Source organism: Methylobacterium sp. Gmos1, assembly GCF_053764715.1.
In genome coordinates, this window is record NZ_JBSNCC010000006.1 from 153,773 (window position 1) to 178,467 (window position 24,695).

Genomic DNA, 24,695 nt, shown 5'->3' on the forward strand with positions numbered 1-24,695 from the left:
GGGCGGGAGAGGGGAACCACGTTTCCGGAAAGGATTGAACCGTTGTGACGGGCGCCACCTGGATCGATGTCGCGCTGCCCCTCTCCCGGCCTGCTCCGCAGGCCACCCTCCCCCGCAGAGGGGGGAGGGTTCGGGTGCTTCACCTCGAAGCGGCCCAGCCGCCCCTCCATCACCCCGCCTCCCCCACCTCGATCACCGCATCCGCCGCGAAGGCCCCCTCCGGCAGGGCGAAGACCGGGTTGAGGTCGATCGAGGCGAGCCGCGGCCCCGCTGCGGCGGCGAAGACCGAGAGGCGCGACAGCATCCGGGCGAGCGCCGCGACGTCGCAGGGCGGCCGGCCGCGGGTGCCGGTGAGCAGGGGTGCGGCCTTGATCGAGCGGATCATCGCCTCGGCGACGTCCTCGCCGAACGGGCAGCGGCGGAAGACCACGTCGCGCATCACCTCGACGAAGACCCCGCCGAGGCCGACCATCGCCACCGGGCCGAAGACCGGGTCGCGCTGGATGCCGATGATGCACTCGACCGCACCCTTGACCTGGCGCGCCACAAGCACGCCCTCGATCCGCGCCGAGGGAGCGTGGCGGGCGGCGCGCTCCAGAAGCGTGGCGTGGCCGCGCCGGACCGCCTCGGCGTCCGACACGTCGAGCAGCACGCCGCCGATCTCGGTCTTGTGCAGGATGTCCGGCGACAGGATCTTCATCACCACCGGGAAGCCGAAGGATTCCGCCGCCGCCACCGCCGCCTCGGCGTCGGCGCAGACCGCCTCCGGCACCGTCGCGATGCCGGCCGCCGCGAGCAGGCGCTTGGCCTCGGCCTCGCTCGGCGTCGCCGCGGGCAGCCGGACGGGCTCGCCCGCCGGCGGCGCGGCCGGTGCGGACTCCGAAAAGCTCGCGCCGAGGCGGCCCATCGCGTCGAGGGCGACCACGGCCCGGGCCGGGTCCTCGTAGAGCAGGTAGCCGTCGGCCTCGTATTCGCGGTTGCGCTCCTCTGAGGCCAGGACCGAGAGGGCGTAGAGCCGGTCGGGGTGGCGCGCCTTGACGGCGTTGAGCTGGGTGCGGATCGCCGGGGCCATGCTGGGGGCGCCGCCGATCTGGGTGAAGAACGCCAGGATCGAGGAGTAGCCGCCGTCGGCGATCATCGATTCGGTGAAGCGGCCGATCAGCGACAGGTCGTTGAAGGCCTGTGCGGTGCAATCGACCGGGTTGAGGGGCGAGGCGATCGGCAGGACCGCCTTGAGGCGCGCTTGCGCCTCCTCGGGCATCGGGGGCATCGGCAGGCCGGCGGCCTCGGCGGCGTCCGAGATCAGCACGCCGGCACCGCCCGAGATGGTGATGACGCCCAAGCTGTTCGGCACCGGGTAGATCCGCCGCGTCGCCGCGTAGGCGATGTCGATCAGCTCCTCCGTCGAGCGGGCCCGGATCGCGCCGTGCTCGGCGAGCACGGCCGAGAAGATCGCGTCGTTGCCGGCGATCGAGGCGGTGTGCGACTCCGCCGCCGCGCTGCCGACCGCGCTGCGCCCGACCTTCATCATGACGACGGGCTTCTTCGCCCGCCGGGCCGCCGCCAGCGCATCCGCGAAGGCCGGGCCGTTCTGCACGCCCTCGACGTAGGCCATGATCACGTCGAGGTCGTCGTCCCGGGTCATCCAGCCGATCGCGTCGGCGACCGCGAGGTCGGCCTCGTTGCCGGTGGTGATCAGCATCCCGGTGCCGATGTTCCGCGCCCGGCAGGCGGCGAAGAGGTGGGTGCCGTAGGCCCCCGACTGGCTGGCGATGCCGATCCGCCCCGGCAGCGGCAGCCCGCCCTCCAGCGAGGCGGTGAAGATCGGGTAGAAGCCGGACGCCGCGTTGAACAGGCCGAGGCAGTTGGGGCCGAGCAGCCGCATCCCGTGCCGCCGCGCCGCGGCGACGAGGGCGTCCTGCGCCCCCACCTCCCCGACCTCGGCGTAGCCCGCCGTGAACATCACGGCGAATCGCGTGCCGCGCGCGCCCAGCTCCTCCACCGCCCGGAGCGCCGCCGCGCCCGGCACCGCCACCACCGCGACGTCCGGCACCTGCGGCAGGGCCGCGACGGAGGGGTAGCAGGGCAGCCCCTGCACCTCGGGCCGGTTCGGGTTCACCGGCAGGATCGCGCCCTGGAATCCCGCGCGGAGCATGTAGGCGATCGGCCGGCCGCCGATGCGGGTCGGGTCGGCGGAGGCGCCGACGATCGCGACCGCGCCGGGGCGGACGAGAGGGGCGAGGTCGGCGGTCGTCACGTCGGCGTCAGTTCTGGACATACGGGCATCCGCCCTCGTTGAGCGGCCGGAACGCCTCGTCGCCGGGCACCGTGGCGACGAGCTCGTAGAGGTCCCACTTGCCCTTCGACTGGGACGGCTTCTTGAAGCGCATCAGGTACATGTCGTGGACCATGCGGCCGTCGACCCGGACCTTGCCTCCTTCCGCGAAGAAGTCGTTCACCGGCGTCGCGCGCATCTTCGCCATCACGGCGGCGGACTCGGTGGTGCCGGCGGCCTGCACCGCCTTGAGGTAGTGGGTGAGCGCCGAGGTCACGCCGGCCTGGTAGGCGGTCGGCATCGCCCTGCGGCGGGCGTAGAACCGCTCGGCATAGGCCCGGGTCTCCGGCGTGCGGTCCCAGTAGAAGCTGTCGGTGAACAGCGCGCCCTGCACCACCTCGAGGCCCAGCGAGGCGGAATCGGTCAGCGTGACCTGGAGCGCCGCCATGATCTTGTCCGACTGCGACAGGCCGAACTCGTGCGCCTGCTTGATCGCGTTGGCGAAGTCGCTGCCCGCATTGGCGAGCGCGATCACCTGCGCGGGCGAGGATTGCGCCTGGAGCAGGAAGGACGAGAAATCGGGATTGTTGAACGGGTGGCGGACCTTGCCGACCACCTTGCCGCCCGCGGCCTCGACCGCCCGGCTCGCGTCGCGCTCCAGCGCGTGGCCGAAGGCGTAGTCGGCGGTGAGGAAGTACCAGGACTTCGCCCCGCGGGCGACCAGCGCCTTGGCGGTGGAATTCGACGAGGCGTAGGTGTCGTAGGTCCACTGCACGCTGGTCGGCGAGCACGACTTGCCGGTGAGGTCCGAGGAGCCGGCCCCCGAGATCAGGAAGATCCGGTTGCGCTCGCGGGTCACCGCCTGGACCGCCAGGGCGACCGCGGAGTTCACCCCCTCCGCCACCACGTCGACGCCCTTGGTGTCGATCCAGTTGCGCACGATGGTGGAGGCGATGTCGGGCTTGTTCTGGTGGTCGGCCGAGATGATCTCGATCCGCTTGCCCAGCACCGTCGGGCCGAAATCCTCGACCGCGATCTGGGCAGCGGCGACCGAGCCCTCGCCGTTGCCCTCGCTGTACTGCCCGCTCATGTCGGTGATGATGCCGATCCGCAGCACGTCGCCGTCGGCGCGGGCCGCGGACGCGAAGGGGCTGAGCAGCGCGGTCGCGGCGCAGAGCGCCCGCAGCAGCGCGCCGGCGCGTCGCGTCCTCGCACAGGGCGCCGTCCGGGCCCGTCGGGTCCGTGCCATCCTGGTCCTCCCATGATGCTTCCGCCCGGTGTTCCGGGTCGCGCGCGGATCGTCGTTTTCATTCCGTCCGCTGAACGCTATTCTGTACCGTAAACGACTAGCACGGCAAGGGGGTCGACGTTGGAGGAGCGGCGCGAGGCGGCCGGCGACCGGGTGGGCGTGATGGAGGTCGGCCGCGAGGTCGGGGCGGTGGCGCAGGCCGCAGCGATCCTGCGGGCCGTCGCGGGTGCGCGCGAGGCGCTGGGCGTCACGGCGATCGCGCGCGCCGCGGGCGTCAGCCCCTCGACCACGCTCAACATCCTGCGCACCCTGGTGCACGAGGGCTTCGTCGCGCTGGTGCCGGAGACCAAGACCTACCGGCTCGGTCTCGGCCTCCTGGAGGTGGCGCGTCCGCTCCTCAACCGCTCGGACGTGGAACTGCTCCAGCCGCGCCTGCAATCGATCGCGACGGAGTTCGAGGCGACGGCGACCGTCTGGCAGGTGGCGCCCGACGACAAGGCGCTGCTCCTCGGGCGGATCGTGCCGGCGAGCGGCATCCACATCGAGTTCCGCCTCGCCACCCGCATCCCGGCCTATGCGGGCGCGATCGGCCGCGCGGTGGCGGCGGCGGGCCAGGGCGCCGGCCTGTTGCCGCGCGCCACCCTGCGGGCCCGGTTCGGGGCGATCCGCTGGCACGTGCCGGTGCCGTTCGACGCCTTCCTCTCCGAGATCGAGACCGCCGCGGCCAACGGCTACGCGGTCGATCTCGGCCAGCTCATCCGCGGCGTCACCTCGGCCGCCGCCGCCCTGTGCGACCGCTCGGGGCGCCCGCGCCTCGTGGTCGCGGCCCACCTGTTCCAGGGGCAGTTGACGGAGGAGCGGCTGGAGGCGCTGGGCCTCGCCCTGCGCGGGCTCGTGGCGGCGGCGCAGCCGGCGATGTTCGGGGTGTCGGAGGGGGCGGGGCGGGGCGCGGTGAGGGCCCGCTAGAGCACTTCACGATCGCGTTGCAATCGCGAAGCTCTCTAGGCCTTTGATTTTGCCGCATTTTCTGCGGCGAACCGGTATCCACTTCGTCGGAAAATGCTCTAGCGCGGCAGCACCTTGGCCTCCTGCAGGCGACGGATCGCGTCGATCAGGGCCGCGACGCCGTCGACGCTCTCGGTGAAGCCGGCGCGGCGGATCTTGCCCATGTCGGAGACGAGATCGAAGTCGCTGTGGAACACGAAGTCGCCGAACGACCAGCCGACGGCGCGCGCATAGGGCGTGTCGACCAGGCCCTGCTCGGCGACGAGGCGCGCCCAGGCCGGCGCCTTGTCGGCCATGTGCTGGCCGAGGCGCATCGGCACCGGGGGCCCGGGCGGCAGATCGAGGGCGGCGGTGAGCTTCTCCCAGACCCGGCGCCAGCGGAACGGCTCGTGGACGTAGTTGAAGGCCTCGCCCCGCGCCGCCTCGGCGGTGGCGGCCCACAGGCTCGCCCGCGCCAGCGCCCGGGCGTCGGTGACCTGGGCGAGGACGCCGTCATAGACGTGGGCCGGACCGGGGAAGCGGAAGGCCGCGCCCTCCATCCGGCACAGGGCCGCGTAGGCGCCGATCACCATGGCGATGTTCATCGCATTGCCGGCGGCGTCCCCCACCACCACGTCCGGCCGCAGGATGGCGAAGTCGGGCCCGCCGCGGGCGGCGCGGGCGCGCAGCTCGTCCTCCTGCGTGAAGTAGAAGTTCGGCCCGACATGGCGCGGGTTCTCGTCCTCGTAGAACGGCGAGGGCACCGGCCCGAGATGGACGCCGTAGACCTTGGCGCCCTGATACAGCACCACCCGCTCGAGGGTTGCGCCGGCGGCCTCCAGCCCGTCGAGGAGGTGGCGCAGCATCGCGCCGTTCACCCTGTCCTCCTCCGCCAGGCCCGGCTGAGGCGCGAGGGCGGCGTAGAACAGGTGCGTGACGTCGCCGGCCTGGCCGAGGGCGGCGCGAGTCGCGGCCGCGTCCGTGAGGTCGACCGCCACCGCTCCGGGCGAGCCGTGCGGGCGGCGCGACAGGGCGCGGGCCCGCCAGCCGGGTGTGGCCGCCAGCGTCTCCATCAGCGCCTTGCCGATGATGCCGTTGGCACCGGCGACCAGGGCGGTTCTGCTGTCCGACATCGTATGCGTGCCTCCCTCCGGACCCGGGAGGCAACATCCTCCGGCTGGCCCGGATCCCGCCGGGCGCGTTGACGGGGGATGAGGAGACGCACCCGCCGCCCGACGGAACCCCGGAAACCCTCGGCCTGGTTCGAGGTTGCCCGCCGTGCGGCCGGCGCCCTGCCGGGCGTCACCGAGCACGCCGGCGCGGCCGGACCGATCTTCCGGATCGGTCGCCGGCGGCTCGCCTGGCTGGCGCAGGACGGGGTGTCGCTGGTGGTCGGAATCGAGGAGGACGAGCGGGCGATGCTGATCGCGGCCGAGCCCCGGACGTTCTGCGCGGCGCCGGCCGCGGGCGGGCGCCCGATGGTGCGCATCCACCTCGCCTACGTCGATCCCGGCACCCTGGCGCGCCTCCTCGCGCAGGCCTCTCTCACCCTCAGCGGAGCGAACCCAAGACCATGAGCGAGCAGCGCGACGTGACCACCCCGGACGGCACCGCCTGGACCTGCATCGAGGCGCTCGCCGACCTGCCGGAGGCGGCGAAGGACAAGCTCGCCGGCGCGGGGCGCCGGGCAGTGGTCTGCACGCCGTCGGGCGGCGCGCAATCGGTGCGGCTGTCGCTGGCCGAGGACTGGCGGGACATGCCGGAGACCGATCTCGCTGCCGCGATCGAGACGGGGCGCTCGAACGGCGACCGGTGATGGCCGCGCCCGGTCGCGGTGAGAAGCCCTCGGTCTCACCCGCGATCGAGCCGGTAGAACGACGCGGCGTTGGCCCCTAACACCGCGTCGTGGTGGGCGGGCGGCACCAGGGCCCGGCACGCGTCGAGCCAGGCGCCGTAGGTGCCGGCGAGGTCGAGGACCGGCCAGTCGCTGCCCCACATCACCCGGGCGGGCCCGAACAGCTCCAGGATCGCCTCCGCGTAGGGGCGCGCAGCAGACCAGCCGCCCTCCCCCGCCTCGGTCAGGAGGCCGGAGAGCTTGCACCACACGTTCGGCCGGGCGGCGAGCGCCGCCATGGCCTCCCGCCAGCCGGGCGTGCCGCCCGCGCCGATCTCCGGCTTCGCGCCGTGGTCGACGACGATGCGCAGGTCGGGATGGCGTGACGCGAAGGTGAGGAGGGCCCCGAGCTGGCGCGGTCGCACCAGGGCGTCGAAGGCGAGGCCGTGCGCCACCATCGCGTCGGCCGCGGGCGCGAGGGCCGGATCGGCGATCCAGGCCGCGTCGGGATGGTCCTGGAGCATCGGGCGCACGCCCTTCAGGTGCGGGTCGCGGGCGAGCCGCGCGATCGCCTCCGGCGCGTCCGGGGCCTTCAGGTCGGTCCAGCCGACGACGCCGCGGATGACGGGCGCGCGCGCGGCGAGCGCCAGCATCGCGGCGGTCTCGGCCTCGTCCTCCAGGGTCTGGACCAGCACCGTGCCGTCGATGTAGCCGGCGGCCAGCAGCGGCGCCAGGTCGTCGAGGGTGAAATCGCGGTGGATCGCCGCGAGGTCCGGCGGCGGCCAGTGGCCGGCCCGCTCGGCGATGCGCCAGAGGTGGTGGTGGGCGTCGATGCGCGGGGTGGATGCGGACATGGCGGCCTTCAGGTCGGGGCGGCTTCGCTGAGGAGGCCGCGGGCCTTCAGCCGGGCCCAGAACCCGTCCGGGATCGGCTCCTCGAACCAGGCGGCGTTGGCCTCGACCTGCGCGGCGTTGCGCGCCCCGGTGACGAGGGTGAGCGCCGCCGGGTGGCGCAGGGGGAATTGCAGTGCCGCCGCCTCCAGCCGCACGCCCTCCTCCTCGCAGGCCGCGCGCAGGGCCTGCGCCCGGGCCGCGACGGCGGGCGGCGCGTCGGCGTAGTTGAACTTGGCCTTGCCGGCGAGCAGGCCGGAATTGAACGCCCCGGCGACGACGATGCCGACGCCACGGCGGGCGCATTCGTCCATCAGCGCCAGGCTGTCCTGTTCGAGCAGCGTGTAGCGGCCGGCCAGCATGCAGAGGTCGAGATCGGCCACGTCGATCGCCTCCGCGACGACCTCCCACTCGTTGACGCCGAGCCCGATACCCCGCACGGCGCCCTCCTCGCGCAGCCGCGTCAGGGCGCGGAAGCCGCCGCCGGTCGTCAGCTGCTCCCAGGTATGGGCATAGCGCTCGCCGTGGGTGACGCGGCCGATGTCGTGGACGTAGAGGATGTCGGGGCTGAGAATGCCGAGGCGCTGCCGGCTCGCCTCGAAGGAGCGCAGGACGCCGTCGTGGCTGTAGTCGAAGGTCGGGCGGAACGGCAGCGGATCGGCGTAGCCCTCCTCCATCGGCCCCACCGTCGGGTCCGGCACCATCACCCGGCCGACCTTGGTGCTCACCACGTACTCGCCGCGGGGCTCCTCCGTCAGAAAGGTCCCAAGGCGGCGCTCCGAGCGGGTGAAGCCGTAGAACGGCGCGGTGTCGTAGTAGCGCACGCCCCGGTCCCAGGCCGCCCGGAACGCGCTGGCCGCCTCGGCGAGCGGCGTCGGCCGGTAGAGGCCGCCCATCTGCGCGCAGCCGAGGCCGAGGGCGGTGACCGTGAGGCCGGTGCGCGCGTGGGTGCGGGGGGTCGAGGGGTGCATGGGGGTCCTCTACGGGGATGGGGGCAGCGGATCCGGTCGGACAACCGGGCGATGAGGGTGGCCGATGGTCCGACCCTCTGCGCCATCCCGGGGCACGCCTGAAGCGGCCACCCGGACACCGCCTGAGAGATTGTTCGAGCCGCGAGGACGCTGCCGCAAAGCAGCTTCCTATCCCATCGACAACCTCATCCTGATGTCGCGGGTCGAACAAACTTCTACAGAGCAATCACACGGACTCTTGCAGGATCGACACCCTCCGCAGCCTTCCGGAGCTCGACGCAGTCGAGAGCCCGGGATGACCCGGAGGGCGAGACTTCCATCGCGACGATCAGGACGACCCTGCCTCCCCCGACGGCTCCCGCAGGTACCCCGCCGCCCGCAAAGCCGCCTCGACCGCGTCGCGCAAGGCGCCCTCGGGATCGTCGTTGACCGCCGGCGGCGGCGTGAGTGGCACCATGGGGGCGAACCGCGCGACGTCGTCCGGCGGCGCGGCCAGGACGGAGTCTTCCGGCTCCGCCTCGCGGTCGTCGGGCAGCCTGTGCGGACGCAGGGTGGAGATCAGCCGTCCGATCATGCGGGTCCTCACACCCTCCGGTTTATCGGCAGCCAACAGGCAAGCCAAGCGTGCAGGCCCAGCGTGCAGGCGCGACCGAGGCCGGACACGCAGGCGACACGCAAGAAACGTGCGCGCGGCCGGTTTCGATCCAGCGCCCCGCCCTCTTCCCACCGGCGCGCGTGCACCCATCTCGGAACTCTCCCGAGACGCGAGGAGCGTGCCGATGCCCTGGACCACAGACCTGATCCCGCCCCAGGCCGGGCGCCGCGCGGTCGTTACCGGGGCGACGAGCGGCATCGGCTACGAGGCGGCCCTGGCGCTCGCCGGGGCCGGGGCCGAGATCGTCATCGCCGCCCGCGATCTCGGCAAAGCCGAGGCGACGTCCGCGGCGATCCGCCGTGCGCATCCGGCAGCCGTCATCGAGACCCGCGCCCTCGACACTGCGCGCCTCGCCTCGGTGCGGGCCTTCGCGGCGGCCGAGGGGCGGCCGATCGACATCCTGCTGCTCAATGCCGGCATCGCCGCGGTGCCGCGGCGCGAGGAGACCGAGGACGGGTTCGAGCGCCAGCTCGCCACCAACTATCTCGGCCACTTCGCCCTGGCCGGACTGCTGTGGCCGAGCCTGCGCCGGGAGGCCGGCACCCGGGTCGTGGCGGTGGCGAGCATCGCCCATCGCTCCGGGACAATCGCCTTCGACGACCTGCAGTTGCGCCGCGCCTACGGCCCGCAGAGCGCCTACCGGCAGACCAAGCTGGCGATGCTGATGTTTGCTCTCGAACTCGACCGGCGCCTGCGCGCGGCCGGTTCCCCGGTGCGGTCGGTCGCGGCCCATCCGGGCGTCGCGGCGACGTCGATCGCTCGGCGCGGCGACCGGGCCGGGCCGCTCGCCACGCGCATCGGCGCAGGCCTCCTCGGGCTCCTCGGCCAGTCGGCGGCACGCGGCGCCCTGCCCTTGCTCTACGCCGCGACGGCACCGGAGGCGGAGGGCGGCCACTATTACGGCCCCGATGGCCCCTGGGAGGTCCGCGGCCAGGTCGGCCCGGCGCGGATCGAGCCCCATGCCGCCGATCCCGCGGCGGCGGCACGGCTCTGGACCCTGTCCGAGGCACTGACCGGCGTGACCTACCCGCTCTGACGCCGCCTACTCGTCGTCGTCCTCGTCGGGCGCCGGGGCCGGGAGGACGGAGGGCACCGTGACGGACGGGCCCGCCGCCACCTGCGGGCGCGAGGGCATCATGCCGGCCGCGAAGGCGACGAAGCCCGCCGCGTCGCGCAGGTCCTGGGGCTGGTGCGGATCGCGCGAGATCAGCTCGGCCTCGCGCCGGAGGCGGGCGTTGCAGGCCGCCGTGGCCATGCCGCCGCGGGGCGTGCAGGCATCGTGCCGGGCGCAGGCCGCGTCGAGGGCGTCGATCGGCGGCAGGGGCGCGTTGTTGCCCGGGCCGCAGTAATTGCCGTGGATGAGCAGCGCGGGCGGCCGGCCGGATTGCGCGAGGGCGGGCGCGGCGAGGCAGCAGCCAAGGACGAGCGGAATGGCGAATCGCATCGATCTGGTCTCTCCGATTGCCCCCTCGGCCGACAACAGCGTTAAGGGAACGCAGTTCCGTCCCGCGCCCGACCGTCCCGCGCTCGCGCAGGTTCGTGGTGGAACGAATCACGCCGGCCGGTGTCGATCGTGAGTGCGTGGGAAACCGACGGAGGCTTGCCGCCGGCCTCCATATGCCAAATGTAGGGCCGATGATCGCATCCGATTCCGATATGTCCGGGTACCGCGAGCCGTCGGACGGCGGCCCGACCCTCGACGCGGCGAGCCGGGAGCGGCTCGGCCGCTATCTCCAGGCCCTCTACGAGCCCATTCTCGACGAGGGGCTCGATCCGCGCCTCGCCGAGCTGATGCGCCAGCTCGACCGCGACCGGGCCGGGCTGGACGACGCGCCGCCCGACTCTTGATGCGGCGGCCCGTCCCCGGGGAGCGACCGTGGGCTGCTGGACTGCTGCGGGCCTCCGGCAGTACCGAGCCGATCTCGACGCTCAAGCGGCGCGGGATCCACGGTCCGCCCCGGAGGTGATCGGCGTCGATGCCTATCCCCTCGTCAAGGCCAAGCTCGATGTCGCCCTGGCCGACCCGTGCCAGGCCAGGGCGTTCCGCTCCGCCGAAGGGCCGATCGCCGGGATCGACCCGGCAAGAATTGACCTGGCAGGACCGATCCCTCTCGACGCGCGCATCAGGCCGGCAGCGTCAGCTCGAGCGGGGATTCCGGGGTGCCGATGCCCGAGACCGCGATCTCGGCCTGGCCCGCGTAAGCCGAGATCAGGCGCGGGCCGATCCGCGGCACGCCGGCCGGCGGTTCGCCGGCGACGCCGCCCGAGGTGATCCGCACCCGCACCGGATCGGTGCCCGCGCCCGCCGGCACCTCGACCCGCGTGACGCAAGCGGCCGCCTCGTCGGTGCCGTCGAGGCATTCGGCGACGATCTCGGCGAGGATCATGCCGAGCGCGTTGACCCGGCGCGGCTCCAGGAGCGCCGTGCGCCCAGCCTCGACCGTGACGGTGATCCGCCCGGCCCGGCGCAGCTGGCCCAGGCCCTCGGCGAGGCGCGTCAGGTACTCGGCGAGGTCGACGCTGGCGATCTGCGGCGCCTCGTGCAGGTGCTGTTGCACCAGGGCGATCGCCCGCACCCGCTGGCCGAGGGCGTCGAAGGCGGGGCGGCAGGGCCCCGCGGCGGCGCGGCCGTAGAGCCCGATCAGGCTGACCGTGACCTGGAGGTTGTTGCGCACCCGGTGGTAGATCTCGGCGAGCAGCGCCTCCTGCTCGGCCATCGCCCGGGCGGCGTGCTCCTCGGCCTCCTTGCGCTCGGTGATGTCGAAGCAGGAGCCGGCGAAGCCCGCGAAGTCGTCGCCCTCGTGCAGCGGGTAGGCGTGGCCGTGGATCCACCGGAACGCGCCGTCGTGGCGGCGCAGGCGGTACTCGGCGCTGTGCGGCCGGCGCCGGGCGTAGGCCGCCGCCAGCGCCGCCTCGTGCGCGTCCCGGTCTTGCGGGTGCAGGCCGTCCTTCCAGCCGTGGCCGAGCTCGTCCGCGGCCGCGCGGCCGCGGAATTCCGTCCAGGCCGGGTTGACGTAGATCAGGCGCGCCTGGGTATCGGCGCGCCACATCATCAGGCCTGCGCCCTCGGCGAAGCTGCGGAAGGCCGCGTCCGGCGATGTCGTGTCCGCGGCCATGACCCTTACCCACCCCTCGCGTCGCCGATCGCGTTCCTTCAGGGGCGGTCAACGTACCGGGCGCGGCGGCGTTCCGGCGCGGCGCGCACGACGAAAAGTCCCGTGGTCAGCGCCGGTTGAGGGCGAAGCGGCCGGGGCCGGCGGCGGCGATCATCAGGAGGCCGCCGATGATCGAGAGGTTCTTCATCGCCTGGATCTGGTTCGTACGGAACGCGTCGCCCGACATCGTCCAGAAGTTGTGGAACACCACGATCGTCGCGAGGGTGAAGACGGCGAGCAGCACGGACGCCGCGCGGGCGTAGAAGCCGAGCGCGATCAGCAGCCCGAGGCCGAGCTCGGCCGCGATGGTGAGCCAGGCCAGCACCTCCGGGTAGGGCAGCCCTTTGCCCGAGACCGCCGCCGCGACGCCGGCCGGGTTCATCAGCTTCTGGGCGCCGGAGACGCAGAACAGCACGACGACGAGGATGCGGGCGAGGCTGAAGACGGCTTGGCTCATCGGGAATCTCCGGGTGTGTCGGAGCCCGTTGGAAGACCTGGCCGCGGAACAGTCAAGCTTGTGTCAGAGCTTTTACCGACGCGCGAACAGCCGGCGATCTAGCGCCCGCCGGTCCAGTCCGCCCGGTTGGGGCGGGTGCCGGCCGGCATCGCCTCGCCGGGCTCGAAGCGGGCGAGTTCGGCGGCGCGGGCGTTGATCCAGCTCGCATGCTGGCCGATCGGCGTCACGGCGGTGAAGCCGCCGCAGGCGGTGCGGACCCGGCCCTGCTGGGCGGCGCCGCTCGACCAGCTCACCACGCCGACGAGCTGGTAGCCGCCGGGGCCCCCGCGCAGGATCGGCCCACCGGAATCGCCGAGGCAGGCGCCGGCACCGGCGGTCTCGGCCAGCGTGGTGCGGTCGGCCACGACGGTCACGGTGTTGGCGACCTGGAGCTCGCCGAGCGAGACGAGGCGGGCCTGGCGCAGCACCCGGGCGGAGCCGCGGCGGTTCTCCGCCACCACGCCGTAGCCGGCGATGGCGACGGTGTCGCCCTGCGGGATCTCGCCGCCGTACCGGGTGTCGAGGGGCCGGAAATCGGGCCCGAGGCGCTCGTTGAGCTTGAGGATGGCGAGGTCTGTGCCGGGCTGGTTCTCGGGCGTGGTGCCGGGCACGAAATCCGGGTGCATCGCCGCCGCGATCGCCCGCAGGCGGCGCTGGCGGAAGCCGCGGTCGACGACGACGATCCAGTAGCCGGCCTTGCGCATCACGCAATGGGCCGCCGTCAGCACCAGGTCGGGGGCGATGAGCGAACCGGAGCACATCTCGCCGGTGGTGCTCTCGATCCGCACCACCGAGCCGCGCAGGCCGTCGGGATCGCGCGTCACCTCGCCCCGGACCACGGCGCCGGCGGCACCGCTCCACAGGCCGAGGGGCGCGGCCACCACGAGGGCGGCCAGGGTCGAGCGGAGGCGGGACGGAGAGACGCGCATGGGACCACCCTAGAAGCGTGCGGCCACGCTCGACAAGTGAAGTCTCGCGCGAAGGGTGTGGTTCCGCACCGGAACGGGGCCGCCGCGCAAACGAAGCCGTGAGCGCGGCAGCCTCCCCGTCACTCCCAGCGTGCCTCGGCGCCCCAGGCGCCGGTCGTGCGGGAGAGCCAGGCCCGCTGCGGCCCGACCAGCACGCCCTGCGAGACGCCGCCGCAGGTGGATGTCCCGGCTCCGCTCGACCAGGTGGTCACCGCGAGCACCGCCCCGCCCGCCGTGACGATCGGTCCGCCCGAATCGCCCTCGCAGGCGCCGGCCGCGGACCCGCCCTTGAGCCAGACCAGGATGCGGCTCGGGCCGTAGGGCTCGACCAGCGGCAGGGTCGCGGTGCGGAAGGTGCCGGTGCTGCGGTGATCGCCCGGGCGGGCGACGCCGTAGCCGCCGAGCGTCAGCGGCGTGCCCGCGGCGACCGGCGCCTCGGTGAGGCTCGCCGGGACGAAGCGGGCCGGGAGCGCCGTCTCGGTGCGCAGGAGCGCGAGGTCGATCGAGCGCCGCCGCCCGGCGATCGCCCCCGCGTCGTAGCCCGGATGCACCGCCCGGGCGGCGACCCCGAGCAGCACCGGCGATCCGGATTCGTCGCGAAAATGCACCCGGTGCTCGGCCCCCGGCGCGGCGCAATGGGCGGCGGTGAGCACCACGTCGCGGGCGAGCACGATGCCGGTGCAGACCCCGCCGCGGGAGGAGAGCACCATCACGCTGGAGCGGGCGAGGCTTGCGTCGGGCGCCTCGGTGCCGCCGACCACGGCATGGGCGGGGGTGACGAGCAGGGCGGCGAGAAACGAGATGGCTGGGCGGATCACGTCGCTCTCGGGACAGGGGGGACCGGTGCCCATGCCCTGCCCGATCCGGCCCGCGAGGTCCAGGGCGGCGGACCGCGGCGGACGAACCCCTCGGGCGGGCCGCGAAGCGGCTCGGCACGCGCGGAAGCGGCGTAATCGATCCGACGACCGACCGAAGGCCTTCGTCAGGCCGGCACCCGCACCGTCGCCCGCAGGCCCCCGAGGGGCGAATCGTGCAAGGCCACGTCGCCGCCATGCGCCCGCGCGATGTCGAGGGCGATGGCGAGGCCGAGGCCCGATCCGCCGGCATCCTGGCGGGCGTCGTCGAGGCGCACGAACGGCTTGAACACCTCCTCGCGCTGCTCGGGCGGAATGCCGGGGCCGTCGTCGTCGATCGAGACCGCGAGCCAGCGCGCCTCCTGGCGGGCGGTGATCGCGATGGTGTCGCCGTAGCGCGCCGCGTTGGCGGCGAGGTTGAACAGGCAGCGCCGGAAGGCGTCGGGCCGGACCGTCACGGTCGACTGGCCCTCCAGCGTCACCTCGGAGACGTGGCCGCCCAAGCGCTCCACGTCGGTGCGCACGTCCTCGAGCAGCGCTCTGAGGTCGATGGCCGCGGCGGGCTCGCCGGAATCGCCCTTGGCGAAGGCGAGGTAGGCCTCCAGCATCCGGCTCATCTCGTCGACGTCGCGTTGCAGGTCGTCGATCTCGGGGGTCTGGGGCAAGAGCACCAGGGAGAGCCGGAAGCGGGTGATGATGGTGCGCAGGTCGTGGCTCACCCCGTTGAGCATCGTGGTGCGCTGCTCCATCGCCCGCTCGATGCGCCGCTTCATCTCGATGAAGGCGTGGCCGGCCTTGCGCACCTCGCGGGCGCCGCGGGGGCGGAAATCCAGCTCGCGCCCCTTGCCGAAGCTCTCCGCCACGTCGGCAAGGCGCAGGATCGGGCGGATCTGGTTGCGCAGGAACAGGATCGCGACGCCGAGCAGCACCATCGAGGAGCCGCCCATCCAGAGCAGGAAGATGTGCGAGTTCGAGGCGTAGGCCTGGCTGCGCCTGGCGATCACCCGCATCACCCCGCCGGGGATCTCGACCCGGATCTCGATCAGGCTGGAGCGGCCGACCGTGTCGATCCAGAACGGCCGGGCGATCTGGCGGCGCAGCTCGTCCGACAGGGCCTCGTCGAGGAGCGAGAAGAACGGCCGCGGCCCCGGCGCCGGCAGGGCGGCGCCCTCCAGGATGTCGACGTCGAGGTTCAGCCGCTCGCTGGCGATCCGCTCCAGGGTCTCGGAGCCCTTGTCCTGCGGATAGCTCTCGTAGATGTCGATCAGCGCCGCGACGTCGGCGGTGACGGCGGCCGAGAGGCGGCGCGTCACCAGCTGCCAGTGCCGCTCCATGAAGGTGTAGGCGATCACCGATTGCAGCAGCACCATCGGGGCGATGATGATGATGAGCGAGCGGGCGTAGAGCCCCTTCGGCAGCCGGTCGCCGATGACGCGGCCGAGCCGGCGCCAGGCCCGCCGGGGCGTCGGCAGCGTCCCGGCGATGCTGGGGGCGGGCATCCCGCGCCCTAATCCAGCACCAGCCGGTAGCCGACGCCGCGCACGGTCTGCACGTAGCGCGGGTTGGCCGGGTCGTCCTCGATGCGGCGGCGCAGGCGGTTCATCTGCACGTCGACGGTGCGCTCGTTGGCGGCGCCGTTGGTGCCGGTCAGCGCCTCGCGCTCGACGTTGCCGCCGCGGGCGAGCGCCAGGATGGTCAGGATCTCGCGCTCGCGCTCGGAGAGGCGGATCGCCTCGTCGTCGCGGGTGAGCTCGCCGCGCTCGATGCGGAACTGGAACGGCCCGAAGCGCACCGCGTCGAGGGGGGCGGCCGTGCCGTCGGCGGGCCCGCGGGCGCTGCGGCGCAGGATGTTGTTGAGGCGCAGGATCAGCTCCCGCGGCTCGAAGGGCTTGGGGAGGTAGTCGTCGGCGCCGATCTCGAGCCCGGTGACCCGGTCGTTCGGGTTCGAGCGGGCGGTGAGCATCAGGATCGGTACGCTCGAGGTCAGGCGGATCTGGCGGGCGTAATCGAAGCCGGTCTCGCCCGGCATCATCACGTCGAGCACCACCGCGTCGAAGACGAGGCTGCGGCCGCGCGCCCGGGCCTCGGCGGCGCTGGCGGCCGCGGTGACGCGGTAGCCGTTCTCGCCGAGGAAGCGGGCGAGCAGGTCGCGCAGGCGGCGGTCGTCGTCGACCACCAGGATGTGGGGGGCGTGGTCGGGCAGCTCGGCCCGGGGGCTGAGGGCGGGACCGGCGCTCACGGGTGGGCCTCGCTCTCGGGCGCGGAGTTCTCGGCCGCGGGCGTCTCGGGCACGGGATTCTCGGGCGTGGAGTCGCCGCCGGCGAGGAGCCGGCGCACCGCCGCGCGCTCCTCCGGCTCGATCATCGCGAGGAGGAACCGGCTCGCCGGCTCGCGCAAGCCCGAGCCGGCCTCGTCCAGCGCCCGGCGGACCCGCCGGTCCTGGACGCCGGCGAGGCGCCGGGCGAGCTGGCGCCCTTGCGGCGTGCAGGTGAGGAGGCGGTGGCGGCGGTCGCTCGTGCCCGTCCGCTGCGCGATGTAGCCCTGCTCGATCAATTCCTTCAGCACCCGGTTCAGGCTCTGCTTGGTGATCCGCAGGATATCCAGGAGTTCGGCGATGGTGAGGCCGGGATGGCGGTCGACGAAGTGCAGCACCCGGTGGTGGGCGCGGCCGAAGCCGTACTCGGCGAGGATCCGGTCGGGATCGGCGACGAAGTCGCGATAGGCGAAGAACAGGAGCTCGATCAGGTCGTAGGCCGGGGCCTCGCCGGCGGTGCACGCATCATCGAGAGCGAGGTCTTGCTCGGAGGGGCCTTGCGCGGGCTTGTCCGGGGAGTAGCCTGCCTTCGGCAGGTCCTCGTTGGCGGCGTCCGGGATGGGGGCCGGACGGGTCCGGGCGGCCTGGGTCACGGGTCGCACCTCTTCGCGGGACCGGGCTTTCGGGAGCCCTCGTCATTTATGTCAGTCTTGTTGACATATCTCAGCCCCATTGATACCCGTCAACCCCGCCGGCGAAACGAACGTACGCCCCGCGCCCCGCTCAAGCACGAACGTTGCGCGAGAACCAGCCAGGCGGAAACGAACGCATACGAGGATCATCGTCATGTCCGTCATTCCCTTCGACCAGCGTGAAGGCCACATCTGGTTCGACGGCCGCATGGTGCCGTGGGCGGACGCGAAGATTCACGTACTCAGCCACGGCCTGCACTACGGCTCCAGCGTGTTCGAGGGCGAGCGCGCCTATGGCGGCGAGATCTTCAAGTGCACCGAGCATTCGCAGCGCCTGCGCCGCTCGGCCGAGCTCCTCGACTTCGAGGTCCCGTACTCGGTGGCCGAGATCGACGCCGCCAAGCGGCTGGTGCTGAAGGAGAGCGGCCTGCAGGACGCCTACCTGCGCCCGGTCGCCTGGCGCGGCTCGGAGATGATGGGCGTGTCGGCGCAACACAACACCATCCACCTCGCCATCGCGGCGTGGGAATGGCCGAGCTACTTCGACCCGGCGACCAAGATGAAGGGCATCCGCCTCGACCTCGCCGATTATCGCCGGCCCGATCCCCGCACCGCGCCCTCGGCCTCGAAGGCGGCGGGCCTGTACATGATCTGCACGATCTCCAAGCACCGGGCCGAGAACAAGGGCTACGCCGACGCCCTGATGCTCGACTGGGAGGACAACGTCGCCGAGTGCACCGGCGCCAACGTGTTCTTCGTGCAGAACGGGGTGATCCACACGCCGCAGGCCGACCGCTTCCTCAACGGCATCACCCGCCAGACCGTGATCGAGCTGGCGCGTCGCCGCGGCTACGAGGTGGTCGAGCGGCGCATCCGCCCCGAGGAGATGACGGGCTTCTCCGAGTGCTTCATCACCGGCTCGGCCGCCGAGGTCACCCCGGTCTCGGAGATCGCCCAGTACCGCTTCACCCCGGGCGCGATCACCAAGACCCTGATGGACGACTACAGCGCCGAGGTGCAGCCGCGGGCCAAGGCGGCGTGAAGGCGGCGTGAAGGCCGCCTGAACGGAGGCGGCCCGAGCCCCACCACGCGCGTGAACGAAGAGGCCCCGGGCGGGAGACCGCCCGGGGCCTTCGCATGTGCGGTGCTCGGCGGGGTTTTTTCGGTTTTGCGGGGACAAGCCTCGCCTGCGGCGCTCGGGCCGGGAACGCGGGCCGGGGCTTGCCCGTTGTCTGGCTGGAACATTCAGAGAACATGGGGAGCCCTCATGACTGCCAAGACCGCGACCAAGAAGGCCGAGACCGAGCACCACGAGACCGAGAACCCGAAGCAGGACCCGAAGGACACCTCGAACCGCATCAAGGACCCGAAGGACTGGACCACCGGCTCCGAGCCGATGACCGGTGCGCAGGCCTCCTATCTCAAGACCCTGGCCGAGCAGGCCAAGGACGACGAGGCCTTCGACCCCGATCTCGACAAGGCCGAGGCCTCGCAGCGCATCGACGCCCTGCGCAAGGAGACCGGCAAGGCCTGAGACGGGTCGCGTCCCGCCGCGCGGGACAGGGATCGCTCAAGCGCACGGGCGAGGCGCTGCTTCCTTTCTGTATTGGAGGAGCAGCGCCTCTTCTTTGTCTCAAACGCTTCTTGCGGAGAAGAATGACCGGCGCGAAGCCGAGACCTGGATGACGCTGCGTCCAGTAAGGATCGAATGTTCGCGCTCGCACCGCGTTGCAGATCGCGGCGTCGGATCAGTTGCGCGAATTAACCCCCGGGTGAGGATATCTCGCCTATCGTCCTGCGTGATGGGCCGGGAGAACTCGACGTGCGTGGCAGATCGCGGGTGACGGAGGCGCTCCGGCGGTTCCTGCGTGAGCAGTCGGGCGCGACAGCGATCGAGTACGCGATCATCGCGACCTTGATCTTCCTCGCGCTGACGAGCGCGCTCGCCGTTTACGGCAGCACGGCCGGCGGCCTGTACAGCAACCTCAGCAATCATGTCGGCACCGCCCTGCGCTGAAGGCGGGTCCTCGCTTCGTCACTCCGCCGCCAGCCCGAGATTGTCCAGGCATTGCCGGATCTGCCCGGCCAGGATGTCGGTGAGCGGGTTGGGCTCGCCCGTGCGGTAGCGCATCAGGCCGATGCGGATGACCGGCAGGGCGGCAAACCCATCCTGCGGCCCGAGCACCCGCATGCCCGGGCGCAGCGCGCTCTCGGGCAGCACCGAGACGGCGAGCCCCGCCAGCACCGCGGCCCCGACCGCGGTCGAGTTCCAGCTGACGAACAGGATCCGGCACTGCCGGCCCCCGCGCTCCAGCGCCTCGATCGCGGCCCGGCGCCAGTTGCAATCCGGCCGCCCGAGGGCGAGGGGCACCGGCTCCTCGCCATGGACGGCGTGGCGGCTCGATGTCACCCAGAGCAGCGCCTCGGTGCGGACCGTCTCGATGTTGCGCCGGCCCTTGGCCTCGGTGACGATGGCAAGGTCGATGTCGCCGTCGGCGATCCGCGCAGCCAGCATGTCGGTCGGCTCGCACACCACCGTCACCTCGGCCCGCGGATGGGTCCGGGCGAAGCGCGCGAGGATCTCCGGCAGGTAGCGGTCGGCATAGTCGTCGGGCAGGCCGAGGCGCACCCGGCCGGCGAGGTCGCCCTCGTCGAAGGTCGCCAGGCACTCGGTCTGGAGCCGCACGATGCGCCGGGCATAGTCGAGCAGGCGCTCGCCGTCGTCGGTCAGCCGCACGCCGCGGCCGGCCTTGGCGAAGATCTCGCGCCCGACCCGCTCCTCGAGCCGCTTCATCTGCATCGAGACGGCGGACTGGGTCTTGTTCACCGCCTCCGCCGCGCGGGTGAACGACCCGCTCTCGGCGATCGCCACCAGGGTCCGGAGCTGGTCGATGTCGAGGGGATGCACCGCGTCGCTCCGTCATCGATCTCTGCATCAATCCGCGTGATGTGACACATCTCAATCATTCGCTCAACGCATCGACCGAGCTGGGCTATGACGCTGGGGCGGACGAGCGCTGCCGGCTCACACGAGGTACGCCGAAAAGCTCCCGCCGGAGACCACGATGACGATCAGTTTCGCCCCCCTCTTCGGTGTCCTCTCGCTGGCGCTCGGCGCCGGCCGCAAGGCCGCGCAGATCGTGGCCCGGATCGTCACCCTGTGGATCAACCGCCGCGCCGCCTACCGCCTCGCCGAACTCGACGACCGGGCCCTGAAAGACATCGGCCTCACCCGCAACGACGTGCTCGGCGCCCTCGACCTGCCGTTCGCCCAGGACCCGACCGTGCCGCTGGTGCATCGACGCCGCGCCCGGCGCCAGTTGCCGCCGGTGGTGAGCGTGCGCCTCGCCGCCCGGGACGGGCGGGTGGTGGAGGGGCGGGCGCGGGAGGCGTGAGGCCTGCCTGCATCGTCTGATCCGGCGATCCGCACGAGAGCATTTTCCGACGAAGTGGATACCTGTTCGTCGGAGGTATGCGGCAAAACAAGAGCTTAGAGAGCTTCGCGATTGCAACGCGATCGTGAAGTGCTCCAGGGCCCCGGGTCCCTCCCTCGCCCGAGGGACGGGATCCGGGGCTCGTTGCTGTCGGCCTTCCGGAGGCGACAGGCGCCTCTGTCGCCCCAGGGCCGCGCGGCGGAGCCCGGGATCCACGGCCGGCGACGAGGCAGGACAAGTGGTGCACGTTTCGGCGTGCGGGACGACCGCGAGGTCCGTCGGCGTCCCATCGGGGCGGCAGCCTCGATGATCTTACGGCCTTTACCGCAGCGTCCACTGCCGTAAGCTCGGGCCTCACAATCAAGAAGAAGAATCGCTCGGGGCGGCAGCGCACGGGGAGGACGGCATGGTCAAGATCTTGGCGGGTCTGCGCATCGTCGAGGGGTCGGCCTTCGTCGCCGCTCCTCTCGCCGGCATGACGCTGGCGCAGATGGGCGCGGACGTGATCCGCTTCGACCGCATCCGCGGCGGGCTCGACCACGCGCGCTGGCCGGTGACCGACCAGGGCCGCAGCCTGTTCTGGGCCGGGCTCAACAAGGGCAAGCGCAGCCTCGCGGTCGACATGGCGACCCCGCGCGGCCAGGAAGTGGTGACCCGCCTGATCTGCCAGCCCGGCGAGGGTAACGGCATCTTCCTCACCAACCTGCGCGTGCGCGGCTGGATGGACTACGAGTCGCTGCGCCGTCACCGCGAGGACCTGATCATGATGTCGGTCACCGGCGACCGCCACGGCGGGCCGCAGGTGGACTACACGGTCAACCCCGCGGTCGGATTTCCCGGCGCCACCGGGCCGGAGGGCTCGTCCGAGCCGGTCGGCCACGTGCTGCCGGCCTGGGACTGCATCACCGGCCAGCAGGCGGCCCTCGGCATCCTCGCGGCCGAGCGCCACCGCCGCCTCACCGGCCGCGGCCAGGTGGTCGAGCTCGCGCTCAAGGACATGGCGCTGGCGATGCTGGGCAATCTCGGCATCATCGGCGAGGTGACGGTGAACGGCACCGATCGGCCCAAGGTCGGCAACGCGCTCTACGGCGCCTACGCCCAGGACTTCACCTGCCGCGACGGCGAGCGGGTGATCGTGGTGGCGCTGACCCAGCGCCAGTGGGACAATTTGCAGGCCGCGACCGGCACGAAGCCCGAGATGGACGCGCTCGCCGCCCGGCTCGGCGCCGACCTGCGGCAGGAGGGCGAGCGCTACGCCCACCGCCACGCCATCACGGCGGTGCTCAGCCCCTTCTTCGCGAGCCGGCGACTCGACGAATTCGCGGGCGAGTTCCAGGCCCGCAGCGTCACCTGGTCCCGCTACCGCTCCTTCCGCCAGGTCGTCGAGGAGGATCCGGACTGCTCGACCGACAACCCGATGTTCTCCCGCCTGGAGCATCCGGGGATCGGCTCGTACCTGACCCCGGGCAACCCGATCGTGTTCTCGGATGTCGAGCGCGTGCCCCCGACCCGGGCGCCGAGCTTGGGGGAGAACACCGACGAGATCCTGGCGGAGATCGGCTACAGCGACGGGGAGGTGGCGCGGTTGCACGATGACGGGGTGGTGGCGGGGCCGCGGGGGTGAGGGCGATCGCATCCGGTTGCTGGGAAGGGCGCTGCGGGTGAGCGCCACACGGCTCGCGCTGGCGGCGGCTCGGAGTCAGTCTTAGCCATTTTGCCTGTGCGAAGGTTTGCTCGGAATAGATAGCGGACTCGCGGGCCCTCGGCGTCGACCTACTATCGGAGGGATAGGACGTGGTCCTCCCGTGCACGGCAAAATCGCAGCACGCCCATTTCCGCTGCCCATTCGCGGACACGGTCCCGTATAGCTCGGGAGCACGACCATCGCGCCACTTAGCAGCTAACAGGGGGTGTTGCGCCTTCACGCTTGACTTTTTGAGTCGAAAGCGACATGTTGCTTGAACGGTTAGCCTACCAGAGGATCCTGTGTCTCTGACGCTTGAACGAACCGACCAGATCCTGCGGGGTGACCTCAACCCCGAGTACATGGAGGCAGCGTTAAAATCCCTCGCTTGGGGGTACAGCCGGCTCTATGAGGAGTTGGCTGACAACAGAGCTATTAATGACGCGATGCGGCATGAGCAGTTCGGTCGTCGGCGCGGCACATGCGCCATTGACGCCCTTCTCCAAAATGCCAAAAAGCACGGCGTGCCATACGATATTCGCCGTCTCGACTGCAATGGGCAGAATAAGTTGCTTGTGAGGATGGGGCGTCTAGTCTTGATGCAGGAGCCTGTTCTTAGTTTTTACGATGGCCCGCGAGTATCTGATTATAAGATAAAGTTAGCAAATTTATATGGTATGATGAGTCAGCTTGAGCTCGATCTTGGTGATGGATATTTCCGTAACAGTGACTGGGCTGGATGCATTCTTTCGGTTCTCCTGCACGGAGCGGCTGGACCGAGATTTACACGCGATCACAAGAAGCTCGGTGGCGTAATGCTCGCCGTACCAGACGCGGATTACAGTTCGTGGGTGCACCGGCTGGACCTGTACGAGTTGGCAATGTACGGGCGCAATGGGGCGGATTGGACGCAGAAGAAGGAGCCGAACGTAAGTCCGCTCATCCAGCCAGATAATGTGATCGTTAATCCAAAGCGTAAGAATTCGAAGAGATCAGAAAGATGAGTATCGGCGTTCAAGCTTTTCAAGGGGCTCGACTTAATGAGGCAAGACGCGCCCGAGGCATGTATAAAAAAGTACTTGGTGATTTGATTGGTGTAAGCGGTACTGCGATAAGTCGTTATGAAGACGGTCTGGACAAGCCCCAGCATGACAAGTTATGTGCAATTGCAAGTCAACTGGGATTTTCATACGAATTTTTCCTCAAGCCAGTATGGACTGAAGAAATTGGACTCGTCTTCTGGCGCTCGCGAAATGCTGAGACAAAAACCGCCCGTGATATGACTGAACAGCGCATGCGCTGGCTATGCGAAGTTTTCTCGTTTCTGGAAGACGAAGTTACATTTCCGTCATACACGCCGCCGGAACTCGGCTCAATCGGTGATCCTCGTCAAATCACGCCAGAAATTGTCGAACGCGCTGCTGAACAGGTGCGCGAGCAATGGAAGTTGGGAAATCATCCTATTCCCGACGTTGCTCTCGCTCTCGAAAATGCCGGTATCCCAGTAGTTAATCTAGAAATACCATCAGATAAGCAAGATGGTTTCTGTTTTTACTCGAGACGTTTAGAGCGCTCATTCGTAGGGATTAATATCTATGATGTAAGCTGCGCGCGAGCGCGATACGATTGTGCTCACGAGCTTGGACATATGGTTCTCCACTCGCAAGTTACCCCGCAGCAAGAGCGCGATCCCTCACTTCACAAGCTTATTGAACAGCAAGCACACCGCTTTGCTGGTGCGCTTCTGTTTCCCAGGAAAGCATTTTTCGAAGAAGTCAGAAACCCATCGCTTGACTACTTTGCGTCATTGAAAAAGCGCTGGGGATTGTCGATTGGTGCGATGATATTTAGGGCTTATAATTTAGACATGATAAATGATCAGGAAAGGACGGTTTTATATCGTAATCTGACGCGGAGAGGTTGGCGCGGGGCATTGCGCGAACCATTCGACGACCGCTCTGTCATGCCTCTTGAGCGTCCGCGTATGTTTAAACGTGGCGTTGAGACGCTTCTAAGCGAAGGGTACTATACACGGTCCGGCTTACTGGATTGCCTGTCGCTTCCTGAGCAGGAGGTCGAGCAGATAACTGGCGTCGAGCCAGGCTTCTTTAGGTCTGGCGAACTTGTGCAGCTTGCTGTTCCAAAAAACTCCAAGACATTCAGATCGCTTGATCTCGAAAGTGGTGAAATTATTGAGTTCTCGCGACGATTTAAATGATCCAAGGCGGATGACTGGTTGGGGTTTTTTAGAGCGGCCAGTCACCGCCTTCGCTTTAATTGCCTGAGAACCAACATCTTGA

General features: G+C 70.5%; 27 protein-coding genes. 12 read left to right on the plus strand and 15 right to left on the minus strand.

What is annotated here, in order from left to right; all coding sequences use genetic code 11:
* Positions 1-169 precede the first annotated feature (169 nt).
* The gene (locus ACS5PV_RS14500; protein WP_455396029.1) at positions 170-2,278 is read right to left on the minus strand and encodes an acetate--CoA ligase family protein; all 2,109 of its coding nucleotides are present in this window, start codon (positions 2,276-2,278) and stop codon (positions 170-172) included.
* Positions 2,265-3,524 (minus strand): ABC transporter substrate-binding protein, encoded by a 1,260-nt coding sequence (locus ACS5PV_RS14505; RefSeq protein ID WP_455396030.1) that lies wholly within the window; start codon positions 3,522-3,524, stop codon positions 2,265-2,267. The genes ACS5PV_RS14500 and ACS5PV_RS14505 overlap by 14 nt, the downstream gene beginning before the upstream one ends.
* 120 nt (positions 3,525-3,644) lie before the next feature.
* Here ACS5PV_RS14505 and ACS5PV_RS14510 point away from each other — a divergent pair, with 120 nt between their 5' ends.
* On the plus strand, positions 3,645-4,490 hold the full coding sequence (locus tag ACS5PV_RS14510) for an IclR family transcriptional regulator (protein ID WP_455396031.1): 846 nt from the start codon (positions 3,645-3,647) through the stop codon (positions 4,488-4,490).
* Positions 4,491-4,588: 98 nt separating this feature from the next.
* Here the strand turns inward: ACS5PV_RS14510 and ACS5PV_RS14515 are convergent, their stop codons facing one another.
* Complete coding sequence (locus ACS5PV_RS14515) at positions 4,589-5,641, minus strand: SDR family oxidoreductase (protein ID WP_455396032.1); 1,053 nt, start codon at positions 5,639-5,641, stop codon at positions 4,589-4,591.
* Between the two features lie 78 nt (positions 5,642-5,719).
* Between ACS5PV_RS14515 and ACS5PV_RS14520 the strand changes: the two genes are divergently transcribed.
* Both ACS5PV_RS14520 and ACS5PV_RS14525 read left to right on the plus strand, forming a co-directional pair.
* A complete protein-coding gene (locus ACS5PV_RS14520; protein ID WP_455396033.1) occupies positions 5,720-6,085 on the plus strand; it encodes an MmcQ/YjbR family DNA-binding protein in 366 nt (121 codons plus the stop codon).
* Positions 6,082-6,324 (plus strand): hypothetical protein, encoded by a 243-nt coding sequence (locus ACS5PV_RS14525; protein ID WP_455396034.1) that lies wholly within the window; start codon positions 6,082-6,084, stop codon positions 6,322-6,324. Before ACS5PV_RS14520 ends, ACS5PV_RS14525 begins: the two co-directional genes overlap by 4 nt.
* Before the next feature lie 35 nt (positions 6,325-6,359).
* Here the strand turns inward: ACS5PV_RS14525 and ACS5PV_RS14530 are convergent, their stop codons facing one another.
* From ACS5PV_RS14530 to ACS5PV_RS14540, 3 genes are all read right to left on the minus strand, one after another.
* Positions 6,360-7,196 (minus strand): amidohydrolase family protein, encoded by an 837-nt coding sequence (locus ACS5PV_RS14530; RefSeq protein WP_455396035.1) that lies wholly within the window; start codon positions 7,194-7,196, stop codon positions 6,360-6,362.
* A gap of 8 nt (positions 7,197-7,204) precedes the next feature.
* The gene (locus tag ACS5PV_RS14535) at positions 7,205-8,203 is read right to left on the minus strand and encodes an aldo/keto reductase (protein ID WP_455396036.1); all 999 of its coding nucleotides are present in this window, start codon (positions 8,201-8,203) and stop codon (positions 7,205-7,207) included.
* Between the two features lie 328 nt (positions 8,204-8,531).
* Positions 8,532-8,777 (minus strand): hypothetical protein, encoded by a 246-nt coding sequence (locus ACS5PV_RS14540; RefSeq protein ID WP_455396037.1) that lies wholly within the window; start codon positions 8,775-8,777, stop codon positions 8,532-8,534.
* A 205-nt stretch (positions 8,778-8,982) separates the two neighbouring features.
* Between ACS5PV_RS14540 and ACS5PV_RS14545 the strand changes: the two genes are divergently transcribed.
* Positions 8,983-9,894, plus strand: coding sequence for an oxidoreductase (locus ACS5PV_RS14545; RefSeq protein ID WP_455396038.1), 912 nt, complete (start codon positions 8,983-8,985; stop codon positions 9,892-9,894).
* Positions 9,895-9,900: 6 nt separating this feature from the next.
* On the opposite strand, the gene ACS5PV_RS14550 is transcribed toward ACS5PV_RS14545, so the two are convergent.
* Positions 9,901-10,302: a hypothetical protein gene (locus ACS5PV_RS14550; RefSeq protein ID WP_455396039.1), complete on the minus strand. Its 402-nt coding sequence runs from the start codon at positions 10,300-10,302 to the stop codon at positions 9,901-9,903.
* A gap of 212 nt (positions 10,303-10,514) precedes the next feature.
* Between ACS5PV_RS14550 and ACS5PV_RS14555 the strand changes: the two genes are divergently transcribed.
* Positions 10,515-10,706, plus strand: coding sequence for a hypothetical protein (locus tag ACS5PV_RS14555; protein ID WP_455396040.1), 192 nt, complete (start codon positions 10,515-10,517; stop codon positions 10,704-10,706).
* Between the two features lie 275 nt (positions 10,707-10,981).
* Here the strand turns inward: ACS5PV_RS14555 and ACS5PV_RS14560 are convergent, their stop codons facing one another.
* The 7 genes from ACS5PV_RS14560 to ACS5PV_RS14590 all read right to left on the minus strand — a co-directional run bounded on the left by ACS5PV_RS14560 (position 10,982) and on the right by ACS5PV_RS14590 (position 17,205).
* On the minus strand, positions 10,982-11,974 hold the full coding sequence (locus ACS5PV_RS14560) for a sensor histidine kinase (protein WP_455396041.1): 993 nt from the start codon (positions 11,972-11,974) through the stop codon (positions 10,982-10,984).
* 106 nt (positions 11,975-12,080) lie between these two features.
* A complete protein-coding gene (locus tag ACS5PV_RS14565) occupies positions 12,081-12,470 on the minus strand; it encodes a DoxX family protein (protein ID WP_455396042.1) in 390 nt (129 codons plus the stop codon).
* A 98-nt stretch (positions 12,471-12,568) separates the two neighbouring features.
* The gene (locus tag ACS5PV_RS14570) at positions 12,569-13,438 is read right to left on the minus strand and encodes a S1 family peptidase (RefSeq protein ID WP_455396043.1); all 870 of its coding nucleotides are present in this window, start codon (positions 13,436-13,438) and stop codon (positions 12,569-12,571) included.
* Between the two features lie 119 nt (positions 13,439-13,557).
* A complete protein-coding gene (locus ACS5PV_RS14575) occupies positions 13,558-14,328 on the minus strand; it encodes a S1 family peptidase (RefSeq protein ID WP_455396044.1) in 771 nt (256 codons plus the stop codon).
* 131 nt (positions 14,329-14,459) lie between these two features.
* A complete protein-coding gene (locus tag ACS5PV_RS14580; protein ID WP_455396045.1) occupies positions 14,460-15,830 on the minus strand; it encodes an ATP-binding protein in 1,371 nt (456 codons plus the stop codon).
* A gap of 8 nt (positions 15,831-15,838) precedes the next feature.
* Complete coding sequence (locus ACS5PV_RS14585) at positions 15,839-16,570, minus strand: response regulator (protein WP_455396046.1); 732 nt, start codon at positions 16,568-16,570, stop codon at positions 15,839-15,841.
* Positions 16,567-17,205 carry a MarR family winged helix-turn-helix transcriptional regulator gene (locus tag ACS5PV_RS14590; protein ID WP_455396219.1) on the minus strand — a complete coding sequence of 213 codons (639 nt, stop codon included), beginning with the start codon at positions 17,203-17,205 and terminating at the stop codon, positions 16,567-16,569. The genes ACS5PV_RS14585 and ACS5PV_RS14590 overlap by 4 nt, the downstream gene beginning before the upstream one ends.
* Before the next feature lie 226 nt (positions 17,206-17,431).
* Between ACS5PV_RS14590 and ACS5PV_RS14595 the strand changes: the two genes are divergently transcribed.
* The 3 genes from ACS5PV_RS14595 to ACS5PV_RS14605 all read left to right on the plus strand — a co-directional run bounded on the left by ACS5PV_RS14595 (position 17,432) and on the right by ACS5PV_RS14605 (position 19,294).
* A complete protein-coding gene (locus tag ACS5PV_RS14595) occupies positions 17,432-18,319 on the plus strand; it encodes a branched-chain amino acid aminotransferase (protein WP_455396047.1) in 888 nt (295 codons plus the stop codon).
* 225 nt (positions 18,320-18,544) lie between these two features.
* Positions 18,545-18,811: a DUF3072 domain-containing protein gene (locus ACS5PV_RS14600; RefSeq protein ID WP_455396048.1), complete on the plus strand. Its 267-nt coding sequence runs from the start codon at positions 18,545-18,547 to the stop codon at positions 18,809-18,811.
* Between the two features lie 288 nt (positions 18,812-19,099).
* On the plus strand, positions 19,100-19,294 hold the full coding sequence (locus ACS5PV_RS14605) for a Flp family type IVb pilin (protein ID WP_455396049.1): 195 nt from the start codon (positions 19,100-19,102) through the stop codon (positions 19,292-19,294).
* Positions 19,295-19,312: 18 nt separating this feature from the next.
* Here the strand turns inward: ACS5PV_RS14605 and ACS5PV_RS14610 are convergent, their stop codons facing one another.
* A complete protein-coding gene (locus tag ACS5PV_RS14610) occupies positions 19,313-20,185 on the minus strand; it encodes a LysR substrate-binding domain-containing protein (protein WP_455396050.1) in 873 nt (290 codons plus the stop codon).
* A gap of 157 nt (positions 20,186-20,342) precedes the next feature.
* Between ACS5PV_RS14610 and ACS5PV_RS14615 the strand changes: the two genes are divergently transcribed.
* The 4 genes from ACS5PV_RS14615 (at position 20,343) to ACS5PV_RS14630 (ending at position 24,613) form a co-directional block, all read left to right on the plus strand.
* On the plus strand, positions 20,343-20,672 hold the full coding sequence (locus tag ACS5PV_RS14615) for a DUF1127 domain-containing protein (protein ID WP_455396051.1): 330 nt from the start codon (positions 20,343-20,345) through the stop codon (positions 20,670-20,672).
* A gap of 445 nt (positions 20,673-21,117) precedes the next feature.
* Positions 21,118-22,335: a CoA transferase gene (locus ACS5PV_RS14620; RefSeq protein ID WP_455396052.1), complete on the plus strand. Its 1,218-nt coding sequence runs from the start codon at positions 21,118-21,120 to the stop codon at positions 22,333-22,335.
* A gap of 362 nt (positions 22,336-22,697) precedes the next feature.
* Entirely contained in the window at positions 22,698-23,399 is a 702-nt protein-coding gene (locus ACS5PV_RS14625) for a hypothetical protein (protein ID WP_455396053.1), read from the plus strand.
* A complete protein-coding gene (locus tag ACS5PV_RS14630) occupies positions 23,396-24,613 on the plus strand; it encodes a helix-turn-helix domain-containing protein (protein ID WP_455396054.1) in 1,218 nt (405 codons plus the stop codon). The genes ACS5PV_RS14625 and ACS5PV_RS14630 overlap by 4 nt, the downstream gene beginning before the upstream one ends.
* The last annotated feature ends 82 nt before the right edge of the window (positions 24,614-24,695 follow it).

Bases quoted from the DNA above. Each gene is read 5' to 3' on its own strand.
- ACS5PV_RS14505 (WP_455396030.1), bottom strand. From the start codon at position 3,524: ATGGCACGGACCCGACGGGCCCGGACGGCGCCCTGTGCGAGGACGCGA.
- ACS5PV_RS14580 (WP_455396045.1), bottom strand. From the start codon at position 15,830: ATGCCCGCCCCCAGCATCGCCGGGACGCTGCCGACGCCCCGGCGGGCC.
- ACS5PV_RS14520 (WP_455396033.1), top strand. From the start codon at position 5,720: ATGAGGAGACGCACCCGCCGCCCGACGGAACCCCGGAAACCCTCGGCC.
- ACS5PV_RS14530 (WP_455396035.1), bottom strand. From the start codon at position 7,196: ATGTCCGCATCCACCCCGCGCATCGACGCCCACCACCACCTCTGGCGC.
- ACS5PV_RS14560 (WP_455396041.1), bottom strand. From the start codon at position 11,974: ATGGCCGCGGACACGACATCGCCGGACGCGGCCTTCCGCAGCTTCGCC.
- ACS5PV_RS14615 (WP_455396051.1), top strand. From the start codon at position 20,343: ATGACGATCAGTTTCGCCCCCCTCTTCGGTGTCCTCTCGCTGGCGCTC.
- ACS5PV_RS14535 (WP_455396036.1), bottom strand. From the start codon at position 8,203: ATGCACCCCTCGACCCCCCGCACCCACGCGCGCACCGGCCTCACGGTC.
- ACS5PV_RS14525 (WP_455396034.1), top strand. From the start codon at position 6,082: ATGAGCGAGCAGCGCGACGTGACCACCCCGGACGGCACCGCCTGGACC.
- ACS5PV_RS14630 (WP_455396054.1), top strand. From the start codon at position 23,396: ATGAGTATCGGCGTTCAAGCTTTTCAAGGGGCTCGACTTAATGAGGCA.
- ACS5PV_RS14595 (WP_455396047.1), top strand. From the start codon at position 17,432: ATGTCCGTCATTCCCTTCGACCAGCGTGAAGGCCACATCTGGTTCGAC.
- ACS5PV_RS14620 (WP_455396052.1), top strand. From the start codon at position 21,118: ATGGTCAAGATCTTGGCGGGTCTGCGCATCGTCGAGGGGTCGGCCTTC.
- ACS5PV_RS14575 (WP_455396044.1), bottom strand. From the start codon at position 14,328: ATGGGCACCGGTCCCCCCTGTCCCGAGAGCGACGTGATCCGCCCAGCC.
- ACS5PV_RS14600 (WP_455396048.1), top strand. From the start codon at position 18,545: ATGACTGCCAAGACCGCGACCAAGAAGGCCGAGACCGAGCACCACGAG.
- ACS5PV_RS14515 (WP_455396032.1), bottom strand. From the start codon at position 5,641: ATGTCGGACAGCAGAACCGCCCTGGTCGCCGGTGCCAACGGCATCATC.
- ACS5PV_RS14570 (WP_455396043.1), bottom strand. From the start codon at position 13,438: ATGCGCGTCTCTCCGTCCCGCCTCCGCTCGACCCTGGCCGCCCTCGTG.
- ACS5PV_RS14500 (WP_455396029.1), bottom strand. From the start codon at position 2,278: ATGTCCAGAACTGACGCCGACGTGACGACCGCCGACCTCGCCCCTCTC.
- ACS5PV_RS14545 (WP_455396038.1), top strand. From the start codon at position 8,983: ATGCCCTGGACCACAGACCTGATCCCGCCCCAGGCCGGGCGCCGCGCG.
- ACS5PV_RS14550 (WP_455396039.1), bottom strand. From the start codon at position 10,302: ATGCGATTCGCCATTCCGCTCGTCCTTGGCTGCTGCCTCGCCGCGCCC.
- ACS5PV_RS14555 (WP_455396040.1), top strand. From the start codon at position 10,515: ATGTCCGGGTACCGCGAGCCGTCGGACGGCGGCCCGACCCTCGACGCG.
- ACS5PV_RS14565 (WP_455396042.1), bottom strand. From the start codon at position 12,470: ATGAGCCAAGCCGTCTTCAGCCTCGCCCGCATCCTCGTCGTCGTGCTG.
- ACS5PV_RS14540 (WP_455396037.1), bottom strand. From the start codon at position 8,777: ATGATCGGACGGCTGATCTCCACCCTGCGTCCGCACAGGCTGCCCGAC.